Below are 15511 nucleotides of genomic sequence, written 5' to 3'. Positions count from 1 at the left end.
TCTATTATGCCCTTGGATGGGCATTCATATATGTTTGACGAAGATGCTCTTTTGTTACATGTGTGTAAACTTGTGTAGAAGATAAATGTGAGTGACCTAATAACTCCTGCACTGTCCGCAAATCTGCGCCATTATTCAATAAATGTGTGGCAAAAGTATGGCGAAGCATGTGTGGGTAAATTTTCGTATGGAGTGAGGCCTTGTCAATCATTTCGTTTAAAATATGACGTACCCCTCGAGGAGTAAGTTCCCCACCACGCATATTGACAAACAACTGCTGGTGACTAGTTTTTTTCATCAATCGTGGACGAGCTTGCTCTATGTAGTCCTGCATTGCTAAACTCGCAAATTGACCAAATGGAATAATTCGTTCTTTTCGACCTTTTCCCATTACCCGTATAATCGAATAATGAAAATCTACATCCTCTACTTGGATTGAAGTCAGTTCACTTACACGAATACCTGTCGCATACAACAGCTCTAATATAGCTATATTTCTCAATGATTTCAAATCATCACCAGTATTCGCATCAAATAGCTGCTTCAATTCTTCTTCGTAGAAAAAATTGGGTAAACGTGATTCTTTTTTTGGATGATAAAGAGAACGAAATGCTCCGTCATCTAATCCGTACTGTCTATTTAGAAAGCGAAAAAAGGAGCGTATCGAGGAAATTTTCCTAGAAATAGAGGCCCTTGCTCTTTTCTCATCGTACAACTTTGTTACATAAAGACGTGCATGTATATATTCAACACTCGCTAAATCATCGATGCCCTCTCTTTGTAAAAAGGTTAAAAAATCTAGCAGGTCTGATTCATATTCTCGCACTGTATGAACAGAGAAGTTCTTTTCAACTTGGATGTAAAGCATGAACTGTTCGAGTGCATCTTGGGACGAAACTAACATGGAAAGATTCACCACCAATGATTTATTAATAATTTTCTCAAATGACTGACACTTGTAATATAACGGATAAATATTTCTTTGTCATCTCTTACAAGTTTGTATCGTTTTTCATTTCATTAATAAACATACATACTGACACTAAACCTATCTTCATAATATAGCAAGTGTAATTAGTTATAAATTGAGAAAATCTTCATACAAAATAATAAAATACGTCTAATTAAGCATTTTGTCTACAAAAAGAAAAAGCCTCTAAGAGTATATCAACTTTTAGAGGCTTTTTGCAATTAAATTGTTTGTGAATTCACAAAATTGCGAATTGAGCTTATTGCGCGTGTTGCATGCATTTCCGCACGTTCTGGTTTTGAACGACGACCAGGTGGTAATTCAGGGAATATACCGAAGTTAACGTTCATCGGCTGGAAGTTTTTCGACTGTGCTTCTGTTATATAACGCGCCATACTTCCTAATGCCGTTTCGAATGGGAAAATAATAGGCTCTTGTCCAAGTGCTAAACGAGCTGCATTAATTCCTGCAATTAATCCACTTCCTGCTGATTCAACATATCCTTCTACACCCGTCATTTGACCTGCAAAGAAAATATTCTTATGCTCACGAAGCTGATATGTTTTTTCTAAAACTTTTGGTGAATTAATGAATGTATTTCGGTGCATGACGCCATAACGTACAATTTCTACATTCTCTAACCCTGGAATTAGCTGTAGCACTTCCTTTTGTGGACCCCATTTTAAATGAGTTTGGAAGCCTACAATGTTGTAAAGGGTACCAGCAGCATCATCTTGACGAAGTTGCACAACCGCATACGGACGTTTTCCTGTTTTTGGATCTTCAAGACCAACTGGTTTCATCGGTCCAAATAACATGGTTTTCTCTCCGCGAGCTGCCATAACTTCAATCGGCATACAACCCTCAAAGTAAATTTCTCTTTCAAATTCCTTCAATGGCACAACTTCTGCTTCGATCAAGGCTTGACGGAAACGATCAAATTCTTCCTTTGTCATAGGACAGTTTAAATAAGCCGCTTCTCCTTTATCGTAACGAGATTTCAAATAAACTTTATCCATATCTATGCTATCTTTTTCGATAATAGGTGCTGCTGCATCGTAGAAGTATAAATAATCCAAGCCAGTTAAACCTTGAATTTTTTCAGCTAAAGCTTTTGATGTTAGTGGACCTGTAGCAATAACTGTTATACCTTCAGGAATCTCTGTGACTTCTTCATGAATGACCTCCACAAGTGGATGGTTTTTCACAGTCTCTGTCACATAGCCCGCAAATTCATGACGGTCTACCGCCAATGCACCTCCAGCTGGTACTGAACACTGATCTGCTGCCTTTAAGATAACCGAATCTAGCGTACGCATCTCTTCTTTAATAACGCCTACAGCATTTGTTAAACCATTTGCACGCAATGAGTTAGAACAAACAAGCTCTGCAAATTTATCAGTATGATGTGCCGGAGTTTGCTTTACTGGACGCATTTCATAAAGTCTTACTTTTACCCCACGCTTTGCAATTTGCCATGCAGCTTCACTACCAGCAAGACCTGCTCCTATTACATTTACTACTTGTTCAGTCATGTTTCTTACCATCTTCCTATCATTGAGTTGGTGCTTCTTCATAGTCACATTTCGTACATTGAATTTGCACACCTTTTTTTATCTTTTTCTCTACTAATAATGCATTACATTTTGGACATGGTCTACTAATTGGCTTGTCCCATGATACAAATTCACATTCTGGATACTGATTGCAACCATAGAATAGACGTTTTGTTTTACTTTTTCGCTCCACAATTTCGCCTGTTTCACAGGAAGGACATTTTACACCAATTGGTTTCATAATAGCTTTTGTATTTCTACAATCTGGGAAGTTTGAGCAAGCCATAAATTTACCATAGCGACCCAGTTTAAAGACCATAGGAGATCCACAAAGTTCGCAATCCTCTCCAGCAGGCTCATCTTTAATCACAACTTTTTCCATAGCTTCATCTGCATGTTTTACATGCACTTCAAAATCTGTATAAAACTCTTCCACAACACTTTTCCATTGACGGTTGCCTTCTTCAATATCATCTAAATCTTGTTCCATTTGTGCTGTAAATTCGATGTTTATGATATCTGGGAAAAATTCTAGTACGAGTTGATGTACAATTTCACCTAGCTCTGTTGGCATAAAGCGTTTAGCATCTAATACAACATAGCCACGGCGCTGAATTGTATCGAGGGTCGGTGCGTATGTGGATGGGCGCCCAATGCCTAGTTCTTCCATAGTTTTAACAAGTCGCGCCTCTGAATAACGTGGTGGTGGCTGTGTAAAATGTTGTTTAGGCTCAATTTCGAGCGATTTTACTTGATCACCAATTGCCATCTCAGGTAAAAGCTTTGTCGTCTCCTCTGTTTGATCGTCGGTACCTTCGATATATAGTTTCATAAAGCCTGCGAATTTAACTTGTGAGCCGTTCGCACGAAATAGTACATCACCATTTTGAAGATCTACAGCTACTGTATCAAGAACTGCTGGTGCCATTTGGCTCGCGATAAAGCGCTCCCAAATTAAACGATATAAACGTAACTGATCACGACTAAGAACTGCTTTTAATTCTTCTGGTGTTCTCATTGTACTCGTTGGACGGATCGCCTCATGAGCATCCTGTGCATTCGAAGCCTTCTTCGTTTGTTTTATATCTGTTGCAATAAATTCTTTGCCATATTTTCCTTCAATATAAGTAACCGCTTCTGCTTTTGCCGTATCTGAAATACGTGTGGAATCGGTACGCATATAGGTGATTAACCCGACTGTTCCCTCTTTTTTCCCAATATCAATACCTTCATATAATTGCTGAGCTAGCATCATCGTTTTCTTAGCTCGGAAATTTAATTTTCTTGCTGCCTCCTGCTGTAAGGAAGATGTTGTAAAGGCTGGTGCAGCATTACGCTTGCGTTCTTTTTTCGTAACATTGACAACATCAAAGTTTGTTCCTTTTACATCTTTTAATATTGCCTTTACTTGTGCCTCATTTGTTAATTTAATTTTTTCTTTACCATTTCCATAGTAAAGCGCATCAAATGTTTTTTTACCTTTTTCAAACGTTCCTTCAATTGTCCAATACTCTTCTGGTTTAAAGTTTTTAATTTCATTTTCACGATCAATGATCATACGTAGCGCTACAGATTGTACACGACCTGCAGATAAACCTTTTTTCACTTTTTTCCACAGTATCGGACTAATGTTATAGCCGACAAGTCGATCCAGAATACGTCTTGTTTGTTGTGCATCTACTAAATCCATATTGATTGGACGTGGGTTTTTAAAGGAATCTATTATCGCATCTTTGGTAATTTCGTTAAATACCACACGACAATCCGAGTGAATATCAATATTTAGCGCAGTCGCAAGATGCCAAGCAATCGCTTCTCCCTCGCGGTCTGGATCGGCCGCTAGATACACTTTCTTCACTTTTTTAGCCGCAGATTTTAATTCCTGTAAAACAGGTCCTTTACCGCGTATCGTAATATACTTAGGTTCAAAGTTATTTTCAGCACTAACACCCATTTGGCTACGTGGAAGATCTCGTACGTGTCCAACCGACGCTTTTACTTTATATTTCTTTCCTAAATATCGTTCAATCGTTTTTGCTTTTGCTGGTGATTCTACAATCACTAAATAATCCGCCATCTATGTCTCCCCCTTAGCGAGGTCTATTACTAATTTTTTTAAGTTACCTGTTGCAAAATGTATAACAGATTTTAAGATAATGCAACTTTTTTTCAATTTTTGTTAGAAAAGAGATCCAGTGTTTCAACGATTTGATGACCATTCATGACTGGAATTGCACCTTCTAAAAGTAATTGATTGGTCCCCTTAGATTGTGTCGCATCAATAGGTCCAGGCACCACAAATACATCTTTCCCCTGCTCTAATGCGAGCTCTGTCGTAATAAGCGTACCACTTTTTAGGGCAGCCTCTGTCACAACTAAAGCTTGGGATAAACCACTAATGATTCGGTTACGCATCGGGAAATGCCATTTTTCAGGCTTTATATGAGGGGGATATTCCGTTATTAATAGCTGGTGCTCTGCCATTTGTTTAGCAAGAATCTGATTTTCTGCTGGGTAGAGATAATTAAAACCATGTCCAAGTACAGCAATTGTGTGACCACCCATATCAATTGTTGCCCTATGTGCTATTGTATCAGCACCTCTAGCAAGCCCACTAACGACCGTATAACCACTTTGAACAAGAGGCGGTACTATGAGGTCCATCGCCCTCTTAGAATACGCTGTAGCCTTCCTAGAGCCTATAATAGCTATCTGTTTGTTATTTGTTAACAGAGAATACTGACCTTTCACATACAATACAGTAGGTGGATTGGATATTTCAAATAATTGCGCCGGGAAATATGGATGATAAAACGGTATGGGGACAATATTGGCCTGTGCATACGCAGCACCAAAAGGTTTTATCATAATTTGTCGAAAACTTTGAGAGAGTTGATATGCTTTTTGTGCCGATATTTGTAGAATTTTCGCTATTTCATCATGATGAATGTCTTCAAAAGAGCTTAACATATTTACCGGGGACAATAATTGTTGAAATTTCTGAAGAGGTAACGGGTATATATAATGCAAAGCTAGTAATCTCTGTGTATCTACTGCTAGGATCATTCAATAAACCTCCTTTATAATAGAAGAAATTAAATGACCGCATGATAATGCAACACAACTTTTCATCATTATTTATACATCTGCCATAAAATTGTCGTTTTTTTCATAAGTAAGTAGGAATTTGTTTCATGAAATATGATAGCAGCGTGTAAATAATGAAAAAGATGTAGCCGCAATAGCTACATCTTCCATTTTAATGGGTTTTACACTTTTCGTATAGCCCTTTTTCTTTAATTACTTTAATCAATGTTTCACCAATGACAGAAGGTGTTTCTGCAACTTCGATACCAGCAGCGTTCATTGCTTTAATTTTCTCAGCTGCTGTTCCTTTACCACCAGAAATGATCGCACCAGCGTGACCCATACGTTTTCCTGGAGGGGCAGTTTGTCCACCAATAAAGCCTACAACAGGTTTTGTCATATTTGCTTTAATCCATTCAGCTGCTTCTTCTTCAGCCGTACCGCCGATTTCACCAATCATAACTACTGCGTAAGTTTCTGGATCATTATTAAACGCTTCAAGAACATCAATGAAGTTTGTACCGTTGACAGGGTCTCCACCGATACCTACAGCTGTTGTTTGACCAATACCAGCTTGCGTTAATTGGTGTACTGCTTCATATGTTAATGTACCAGAACGAGAAACTACTCCTACATGGCCTTTTGTATGAATGTAACCTGGCATGATACCAATTTTACATTCATCAGCTGTAATAACACCTGGACAGTTTGGACCTACTAAGCGAGTCTTTTTACCTTCCATATAACGTTTAACTTTCACCATATCAAGGACAGGAATGTGCTCTGTGATACAGATCGTTAATTCTAATTCAGCATCAACAGCTTCTAAAATTGCATCTGCCGCAAATGGTGCAGGTACATAGATAACTGAAGTTGTAGCACCTGTTACAGCTACAGCTTCTGCTACTGTATTGAAAACAGGAACTCCTTCGATCTCAAGTCCACCTTTACCTGGTGTTACACCTGCTACGATTTTTGTGCCATACTCAAGCATTTGCTTCGTATGGAAAAGAGCTGTTTCGCCCGTGATCCCTTGTACAATTACCTTCGTATCTTTGTTAATAAATACAGCCATTGTTCTCTCCCTGCCTTCCTTAGCCTACTAGTCCCACAATTTTTTGTGCACCGTCAGCCATTGAATCCGCTGCAACGATGTTTAAACCAGACGCATTTAAAATTTCTTTTCCAAGTTCTACATTTGTACCTTCTAAACGTACAACTAATGGCACAGCTAAACCGATTTCTTTAGCAGCCGTTACAACACCCTCAGCGATAATGTTACACTTCATAATTCCGCCAAAAATGTTTACGAAAATGCCTTTTACGTTTGAATCAGAAAGGATAATTTTGAAAGCCTCTGTTACTTTTTCAGCTGTTGCACCGCCCCCTACATCTAGGAAGTTAGCAGGGCTACCGCCATAATAGCTAATTGTATCCATAGTTGCCATAGCAAGACCAGCACCATTAACCATACAGCCAATGTTACCCTCTAATGAAATATAGCTTAAATCATATTTGGATGCTTCGATTTCTTTTGGATCTTCCTCGTCGAAATCGCGTAATTCGACAATATCCTTATGTCTATATAATGCATTGGCATCAAAATTGAATTTAGCATCTAATGCCACTACATCACCTTGTCCAGTTACTACAAGTGGATTAATTTCTACAATTGATGCATCTTTGTCGATAAATGCTTGATATAAGCCTAACATTAATTTAACAGCTTTCCCCACAAGGTTTGCTGGAATATTCATATTAAACGCCATACGACGTGCTTGGAAGCTTGTTAATCCAACTACAGGATCTACTACTTCTTTGAAGATTTTTTCCGGATTTGTTTCCGCAACTTCTTCAATATCCATACCGCCTTCTTCAGATCCCATCATCGTAACACGAGATGTGGCACGGTCTAATACTAGACTTAAATAGTATTCTTTTTGGATATCAGAACCCTCTTCAATATACAAACGTTTTACTTCTTTTCCTTCTGGACCTGTTTGATGAGTCACTAAAATTTTCCCTAATAACTCTTTTGCGTATGTGCGCACCTCGTCAAGATTTTTAGCGATTTTTACACCGCCTGCTTTACCGCGACCACCTGCATGAATTTGCGCCTTGACAACTGTTACGTTTGAGCCAAGTTCTTTCGCTACTTTTACTGCTTCATCAGGGGAAAAAGCAACTTTTCCGTTTGGTACTGCTACACCATATTTTCTCAGAATCTCTTTCCCTTGATATTCATGGATATTCATAATACATCCTCCCATCAAACATTTGCATAGAATTGTTTTACTAACATAGACTATTCTAACGAAACATTCTGATAAAGTCTACACTTTGTCTTTAGTTCGAATTTTCTCTCTTATTATGACGCTTTTTTCTATTTTGTGTACTAAAACAGCTTGCAAAACAGTCAGAATACTTCATTTTTTCTGTATTTTTGCGCATGTTGTTGATCTAAACGATAAATAAAAGCAAAAACCTCCGAAACCGCCTGATATAATTCTTCTGGAATAGACTCGTTTAAATCTAATTGACCAAGCAACTGCACAAGGTTAGGATCCTCATAAATCGGCACATTATGCTCATTTGCACGTGCCAAAATATTCTCGGCAATTTTCCCTTTTCCCTTTGCTACAACAGTCGGACTATCCATTTGTCCAAGTTTATAGGTAAGTGCAATTGCTTCTTTTCGAGTAAATTTTTCTTCGCTCATACGCGGATATCCACCCCACTCTGCTCCTCTCGCTGTTCTACTACAGTACTTCCTTTTTCTGTTTGCCCCTTGTCAAATTGTTTAATAAAAACACCTGATAGTTGATAATCCTTTTCTGCCAATCCCATTTTCAAGGCAGCCTTTAATGGCTCCGCAAGTGGCTGAATATCCGAATTTTCATTAAATATCGTTACTGTAACTACTCTATTTTGAACCTGCATATCAATTACCGTTTCTTGCATGGATGCCATCTGTAAATAAAATAATACGCGTGCATAATTGGCATCAATTTTGCCATCTTCCTTCATGCGACCATTCCACTGTAATGTTGCATCCATCTTTTTGCCGAAAAATTCAAGCGGGACTTGCATAATGAGCTGATGTTGATGGCCATTTTCTCCTGAAGATAGCTGCATACCATTCATACGCGTCATCAACATTTCTGCCGCTTCTCTCAATTGTGGTGTAATATTACTTTCCTGCAATAATGTGTGGAGCTGTGGCTTTAATTGATGGGTAATCATTTGTATATCTGCTGATTTGTTCCCCAATGTCGCCTCATAGCTAATCCCTAAATTTTTTAACACCGTTTTAAGGGCATGCTGCATCGCCTTACTATCCACCGAATTTTGTACAAGTGCATCAGCTTGTGTCACTATTTGTTGAATCATCGGTTGCGGTGATTCAACACTAGTTTTAACAAGGTTACGCATCAGTGCTTCATTTTGTAATGGAGTCGTCGCTTCTTGCCTTATAAGAGATAGCAAATGTTCCTTGCTAGACAATGCATTAGCATCCTGTGTAAATAAACGATCAGCAGTATTTTGAGCAAACGCTTTTATTAACTGCTCCTGCATTTGTTTAGCAAAAATTTCTAATGTTTGCTTCGATACTGGTAATTGATTAAAACGATCCATTAACTGATTGAGCTGTAGTTTTTGTTCATTTGTTAAGAAATTTTGGTTGGCTGTCCATGATTTCAACTGTTCAATTAGCTGACTTACATTTTCAGGCTTTGATGCAAGGATCGTTTGTACAACTTGGCCAGCCTGCTGCATTGGTTGTGCCGCTTTAGGATCATTGATATTCGCCCAGTTTTGCCATGTCGCTTGTTGTGGCAGTATGCCTGCTTCCTTTAAAATTGTTAAGGCTTGCATTTTTTCACTCATCGCAGCAGCATCATTTGTTAAGCTCTGTATCGCTCTAGCTAAAATCAGACTGCCTGTTTCTATTTCAAAAGGTTTAGCAATCGCTTGTACCTGCTGCATCAAATTTTGCTTAAGCACTTCAGATAAAGTAGTATCCCTTGCTAAAAGCTGTGCAAAATTATCCATAGTCATCGCCATACCAGATGTTTTTTGTCCACTTAGTAAGGCTTGAAAAACATCATTCGTCATTGGCATTTTAAGCTCTATCATTTTTTGAATGACCTGTAGTGCATCCGCTTTTGAAATGCCTTCTGGTAATGCCTTTAGCCACATTTCTGCCTGCATTAATTGCTCTTTTGAAATAGGTAACTGTTCCTTCATAAAATGTCCTAGCAATTGCTGCATCTCTGCTGTTTTAGGCAAATTCATGGATTCTAGTAGCTGATTGATTTGTTGATTTGGAGAAGATGCTTGTGCCATTGGTCCTGTAACCACTTTTAATTCGGTTTGTGGATTTGTTCCTGTTACCTGAAAGAAATGGGCATCACCCGTCTTTAACGGTACTTCAAGTTTCGCTATAAATTTTTGATTACCTACTTGTATTTCTGCCATTTGATCTGGATATAATTGCTTAATGGTACCGTGAAATACTTGTCCCTGCTTTAAAGCAAGTGGCTGATTTGCTGAAATCATGGCATTTTGTTGTAGTTGAATCGGATTAAATGATGTGGCTGACATATACATACTCCTTTCATCAATTACTCTCTCGTGTCATTGTCCCATTCTGTAGCTTTATTGAATCATTGATTTTATCGGTTCAAATGATTTACGATGGTGAATTGTTGGTCCATATTCTTCCAATGCATTTAAATGTTGCTTTGTCCCATAGCCTGCATGTTGCCCAAAGCCATACATAGGAAATTCTTTGTCTAGTTGCTCCATATAATCGTCTCGGGCTGTTTTAGCTAGAATGGAGGCAGCTGCGATTGCTAAGCTCTTGGCATCCCCTTTGATAATTGAATCCTGAGGAATCGAAATGGGTAATGTCATAGCATCTACTAAAACTACATCAGGCTTTGTCGCCAATGATTCTACACTTACTTTCATAGATTGTTTGGTTGCCTCGTATATATTCAGTGCATCGATTTGCTGAGCGGATTGGACATGAACAAAATAACTAATGGCATGCTCTTTAATTAACGTTGCAAAGGCGTTTCGTTTCTCCTTTGATAATTGCTTTGAATCATTCAGACCAACAAGGGCCTCACAATTTGTAGGTAAAATAACAGCTGCTGTCACAACAGGTCCCGCTAATGGTCCACGTCCTGCTTCATCTACACCCGCAACCAATGTATCGATACTCCCATAGCTTAAATCAAATGCTACTTTCGCTTGATGTTCTTGCAGTAATTGACGTTTTTTATCTTGTCGTTTTTGCCAAGTATGCCACGCCTTCTGTACACCTGTTCTTTCATCCGTTGCTATTTCTATCATCCAATCTTGCCATTCTTCTGCACCTTTCAATGCAGTGTTAATTTCTTTAATGGTTTTCATTTAAGTGCTCCTTCTTGCTTCTACTCAATAAAACTATATCATGTTCAGTTCTTTATGTAGTCTCATTCACTTGAAAACTATTTTCCTCTCTATAGTCATTATCGGTAAGAAAATTCATTCCTAAAAGAAAAACTGTCACAAAAGAACATGTGACAGTTTCAATACTTATAATTGTTCAGCCTCTTTTTTTAGCTGTTCATCAACAAAATCAAAGGTCAGTTTGCCTAATTGTAAGCCGCGTATATCTCGAACAATCAGCTGTGCTACTTGATCATAATCAATTTCTCCGCCAGGTCCAAATACACGGCGTAGCTTGCCAATATGATCAAAAGTATCCACTAGCTCCTCATGGATAAATTCGAAACCATAACGTTCCTCCATACGCTTTGGATAATGATCGGATAAGAAACGCAAGCCATAGACAGCTAAATCTTCCATATTTGTGATGGTATCCTTAATCGCACCAGTTAAAGCTAATTTAAAGCCTACTTCTTGATCTTCAAATTTTGGCCATAAAATACCTGGTGTATCCAGTAGCTCTAGCTCTTTACCAACTTTAATCCATTGCTGTGCTTTTGTTACACCTGGTGTATTTCCAGTTTTAGCGATATTTTTTTTCGCCAAGCGATTAATCAGTGTGGATTTCCCTACGTTAGGTATTCCAACAATCATGGCACGAATAGCTCTAGGTTTCATACCTCGCGCCTTCATGCGATCAAATTTCTCTTTTAAAATTTCTTGCGCCGCTTTTGTTACTTGCTGTAAGCCCTTACCCTCAAGTGAGTTTATGGCTACGGCTTTATGACCACGTTGTGCAAAATATTCTACCCATTTACGTGTTTCTTGCTCATCTGCCATATCCGCTTTATTTAAAATTAAAAGACGTGGTTTTTGGTTAATCACTTCGTCGATCATCGGATTACGTGAGGATAGCGGTAAACGTGCATCTATTAATTCAAATATAATATCGACAAGCTTTAATTTTTCCGTTACTTCACGTCGGGCTTTCGCCATATGCCCTGGAAACCATTGTATTGTCATAGCTATACCTCCTAAACTAAAAGAAAAAGGGAGTGATTAAGCTCTCCCTTTCTTGCATTACTTTACAATTTTTATGTCACTAAATGGCCAGAAAATCAAACTTGTATTACCAATAATTTCCTTTTGTTCAACAAGGCCAATATGACGACTATCTTTACTATTTCGACGGTTATCCCCCATGACAAAAACATATCCTTCTGGAATAGTATCCACGGAAACATCAATATCTTTTAAGGTAAAGTCTTCTGTTAGGGTCCCCCCAGCAATTTGCGCTTTATATGCATCTAAATAGGGCTCATCTATTGGTTCACCATTAATATATAATTGATCGTCCTTATATTCCAGCGTATCTCCTGGCAGTCCTATTACACGCTTTATGTAATTTTTTTGTTCAGGTGCATGAAATACAACGATATCAAAACGCTTTGGTTCACCTATTTTATAACCAATCTTATTCACAATCATCCGGTCGCCATCTTCAAGGGTTGGCATCATGGACTCTCCATCAACTGCAATGGGTGTAAATAAAAAATATCGAATCACTGCAGCAATCGCAAATGCAATTAATAGTGCTTTTGTCCATTCCCATAATTCATTCTTTTCTTTCACTTGTTTTTCCATTGAGAATTGCCCCCTTGTCTAACACTATTTTAGATGATAGTGAATAAAGATGACAAGCAAAAAGAAAAGGGGCTTGAACACAAGCCCCTCACTTTTAAGTCATAATTATCGAATTTCTTTAATACGAGCAGCTTTACCACGTAGGTTACGTAGGTAGTAAAGTTTAGCACGACGTACTTTACCACGACGTACAACTTCTAAGTTAGCGATTTTTGGTGTGTGTACAGGGAATGTACGCTCAACACCTACACCGTAAGAAATTTTACGAACTGTGAAAGTTTCGCTAATACCGCCACCACGACGTTTAATTACTACACCTTCGAAAAGTTGGATACGTTCACGAGTACCCTCTACTACTTTCACGTGTACCTTAACAGTATCACCAGGACGGAAAGTTGGTAGATCAGTGCGAAGCTGAGCTTTTGTAATTTCTGTAATAATGTTTGACATTGTTTTCTCTCCTTAGACAGATGCTCTTGCACGCAATCTATGCCACAGCGGAACACCGTAATTCAGCACTTCACATAGAAGTACAGATTAGATGTTATCATAAATAGAGCAGGCAATCAAGCATCTTGATGATTGTTTTTTAGTTTTTCTAGATACAATTTTTGCTTGTCTGTTAATGGATAATGCTCCAATAAGTCAGGACGGCGCTCAAAAGTTCTTTTCAGCGATTGTTCCTCTCGCCATTGCTCGATTCTAGCGTGATTCCCCGATACTAAAACATCAGGTACCTTCATCCCACGAAACTCCGCAGGTCGTGTATAATGTGGATGCTCAAGTAGACCCGTTGAAAAAGAATCCTGGATATGCGAATTCTCTTGCCCTAAGACACCAGGCAACAATCGAACTACGCTATCAATAACAGTCATAGCGCCTAATTCCCCACCGGTTAACACGAAATCGCCAATGGAAATCTCGTCTGTCACGAGGTGCTGACGTATACGCTCATCATAGCCTTCATAATGACCACATAAGAACACTAACTCCGTTTCTTGTGCTAGCTCTTCTGCTTTTTTCTGGGTGAATCGTTCACCTTGAGGACACATTAAAATGATACGTGGTTGTTTGCCAGCAGTGATGGCCTCCACTGCACTAAACATAGGTTCAGGCTTTAAAACCATACCCGCACCACCACCATATGGATAGTCATCGACTTGCTTGTGTTTGTTCCCTGAAAATGTACGAATATCCGTGACCTCTAGCTTTACAGCACCTTTTTCTTGCGCTTTCTTTAAAATAGATGCACCAAAAACGCCTGAGAACATATCAGGGAACAGGCTTAATACATGAATGTTCATCATAATAAGCCTTCCATTACATGGATGATAATTTTTTTATCTACAACATCAATATCTTTTACGATATCTTCGATATAAGGGATATAATGCTCTTTCTTCGAGCCTTTAACTACCCATACATCGTTTGCTCCTGTTTGCAGGATATCTGCCACAACACCAATTGTTTCGCCCTCTTCAGAAATAACTGTGCAGCCTATTATTTCATGGAAAAAGAATTCATTTTCTGCAAGTAGATCATCTGTCATTTGATCTTTTGTTACTTTCAGCATGCCTTCTTTAAACGGCTCAACCAAGTTGATATTGTTCATGCCTTCAAAAGTTAAAAGAATAAAGTTTTTATGACGACGCACCGAACCAATCGTTACCCAGGTTGGCTTCTTATCGTCTTTTTTAAAGGCAGCAAGTTTATTTCCTACTGCAAAACGCTCTTCTTCAAAGTCTGTTGTCGATAATACACGTATCTCACCACGAATACCGTGTGTATTGACAATACGACCTACATTAAACCATTCCATTCAACTTTCACCTCGTAAAAAACTTCTCTCCATAAAGCATCCTGCTCACCAAATAAATAGCTACCGTTCGCTCATTTATCACCGCTTACAGATATGCTTGGAAGAATGTCGTTTTAGCTAAGACTGATTTGTCTTGTCATTATTAATATAAGCAATACCCTTTAGCTGTAATCGTTATAACAGTTTTCTGTTCTGCTTAAACAGAAGTACTAGATACATGCTGCTGTTAAAACAAGATAAAAAAAGGAAGGAACCTACAAGCTCCCTCCTTCTTTGTCCAGATTTTACGTTTCATGCTAAAAGCCACTTTGAACTCCTAAGCGACATGTAAACACACCTATCAGGACTCATTTGTACTTGTTGCAAGAGCGTGAAAATCTTTTCTATTAATCCAATATATCGACGTAGGTCTTCTTTTGATGGTGACTACCTGCCGCTGAATAAACAATTGTACGAATCGCTTTCGCTACTCGCCCTTGCTTGCCTATGACTTTCCCTCGATCCTCTGGATGAACAAAAAGTTTATAAACAATTCGATTTGCATTTTCATCCGTCTCAATACGAACTTCTTCTGGATAATCGACTAACGGTAAAACGATTGCTTCAATCAGCTGCTTCAAAGACGTCGCCCCCGATTATTTACTGAATTTTTGGTTATGGAATTTTTCCATGATACCTTGTTCTGAGAACAGGTTACGCACTGTATCTGATGGTTTTGCACCGTCAGCTAACCATTTAAGAGCTTTCTCTTCATCAATGTTTACAGTAGCTGGTTGAGTTAGTGGGTTGTAAGTACCAACTGTTTCGATTTGACGACCGTCACGTGGTGAACGAGCGTCTGCAACTACGATACGATAGAAAGGAGATTTTTTAGCTCCCATACGTTTTAAGCGAATTTTAACTGCCATTTTAATAGCACCTCCGAATAAGTTTCACACAAGATAGTATATTATCAATGTTTAGGTTGTTTGTAAAGTGTTTTTTCTTAACACCTAA

General features: G+C 38.5%; 16 protein-coding genes. All 16 read right to left on the bottom strand.

Annotation, left to right across the window (positions count from 1 at the left end; genetic code table 11):
• Positions 1-4 precede the first annotated feature (4 nt).
• Entirely contained in the window at positions 5-904 is a 900-nt protein-coding gene (gene xerC, locus AC6BKE_RS12290; protein WP_141903457.1) for a tyrosine recombinase XerC, read from the bottom strand.
• 287 nt (positions 905-1191) lie between these two features.
• Positions 1192-2505, bottom strand: coding sequence for an FADH(2)-oxidizing methylenetetrahydrofolate--tRNA-(uracil(54)-C(5))-methyltransferase TrmFO (trmFO, locus tag AC6BKE_RS12285; protein WP_499856878.1), 1314 nt, complete (start codon positions 2503-2505; stop codon positions 1192-1194).
• A gap of 19 nt (positions 2506-2524) precedes the next feature.
• Positions 2525-4603 (bottom strand): type I DNA topoisomerase, encoded by a 2079-nt coding sequence (gene topA / locus AC6BKE_RS12280; protein WP_036124760.1) that lies wholly within the window; start codon positions 4601-4603, stop codon positions 2525-2527.
• Between the two features lie 92 nt (positions 4604-4695).
• The gene (gene dprA / locus AC6BKE_RS12275) at positions 4696-5592 is read right to left on the bottom strand and encodes a DNA-processing protein DprA (protein WP_089931996.1); all 897 of its coding nucleotides are present in this window, start codon (positions 5590-5592) and stop codon (positions 4696-4698) included.
• Positions 5593-5785: 193 nt separating this feature from the next.
• A complete protein-coding gene (gene sucD / locus AC6BKE_RS12270) occupies positions 5786-6688 on the bottom strand; it encodes a succinate--CoA ligase subunit alpha (RefSeq protein WP_036124765.1) in 903 nt (300 codons plus the stop codon).
• Between the two features lie 19 nt (positions 6689-6707).
• Positions 6708-7868, bottom strand: coding sequence for an ADP-forming succinate--CoA ligase subunit beta (sucC, locus tag AC6BKE_RS12265; RefSeq protein WP_036124767.1), 1161 nt, complete (start codon positions 7866-7868; stop codon positions 6708-6710).
• A gap of 161 nt (positions 7869-8029) precedes the next feature.
• Positions 8030-8332: an EscU/YscU/HrcU family type III secretion system export apparatus switch protein gene (locus tag AC6BKE_RS12260; protein WP_036124770.1), complete on the bottom strand. Its 303-nt coding sequence runs from the start codon at positions 8330-8332 to the stop codon at positions 8030-8032.
• A complete protein-coding gene (locus tag AC6BKE_RS12255) occupies positions 8329-10218 on the bottom strand; it encodes a TP0910 N-terminal domain-containing protein (RefSeq protein ID WP_499856877.1) in 1890 nt (629 codons plus the stop codon). The genes AC6BKE_RS12260 and AC6BKE_RS12255 overlap by 4 nt, the downstream gene beginning before the upstream one ends.
• Before the next feature lie 54 nt (positions 10219-10272).
• Positions 10273-11034 (bottom strand): ribonuclease HII, encoded by a 762-nt coding sequence (rnhB, locus tag AC6BKE_RS12250; RefSeq protein WP_499856876.1) that lies wholly within the window; start codon positions 11032-11034, stop codon positions 10273-10275.
• A gap of 165 nt (positions 11035-11199) precedes the next feature.
• Complete coding sequence (gene ylqF / locus AC6BKE_RS12245) at positions 11200-12075, bottom strand: ribosome biogenesis GTPase YlqF (RefSeq protein ID WP_036124777.1); 876 nt, start codon at positions 12073-12075, stop codon at positions 11200-11202.
• Between the two features lie 57 nt (positions 12076-12132).
• Positions 12133-12696 carry a signal peptidase I gene (gene lepB, locus AC6BKE_RS12240; RefSeq protein WP_036124779.1) on the bottom strand — a complete coding sequence of 188 codons (564 nt, stop codon included), beginning with the start codon at positions 12694-12696 and terminating at the stop codon, positions 12133-12135.
• A gap of 105 nt (positions 12697-12801) precedes the next feature.
• Positions 12802-13146: a 50S ribosomal protein L19 gene (rplS, locus tag AC6BKE_RS12235; RefSeq protein ID WP_036124783.1), complete on the bottom strand. Its 345-nt coding sequence runs from the start codon at positions 13144-13146 to the stop codon at positions 12802-12804.
• Positions 13147-13262: 116 nt separating this feature from the next.
• A complete protein-coding gene (gene trmD / locus AC6BKE_RS12230; protein ID WP_036124836.1) occupies positions 13263-14000 on the bottom strand; it encodes a tRNA (guanosine(37)-N1)-methyltransferase TrmD in 738 nt (245 codons plus the stop codon).
• Positions 14000-14515: a ribosome maturation factor RimM gene (rimM, locus tag AC6BKE_RS12225; RefSeq protein ID WP_036124784.1), complete on the bottom strand. Its 516-nt coding sequence runs from the start codon at positions 14513-14515 to the stop codon at positions 14000-14002. The genes trmD and rimM overlap by 1 nt, the downstream gene beginning before the upstream one ends.
• A gap of 386 nt (positions 14516-14901) precedes the next feature.
• Positions 14902-15135: a KH domain-containing protein gene (locus AC6BKE_RS12220; RefSeq protein ID WP_004269410.1), complete on the bottom strand. Its 234-nt coding sequence runs from the start codon at positions 15133-15135 to the stop codon at positions 14902-14904.
• 15 nt (positions 15136-15150) lie between these two features.
• The gene (gene rpsP / locus AC6BKE_RS12215; protein WP_004269411.1) at positions 15151-15423 is read right to left on the bottom strand and encodes a 30S ribosomal protein S16; all 273 of its coding nucleotides are present in this window, start codon (positions 15421-15423) and stop codon (positions 15151-15153) included.
• Positions 15424-15511: the final 88 nt, after the last annotated feature.

Source organism: Lysinibacillus sp. COL-1 (assembly GCF_059814265.1).
This window is presented reverse-complemented; position numbering and strand designations above follow the sequence as displayed.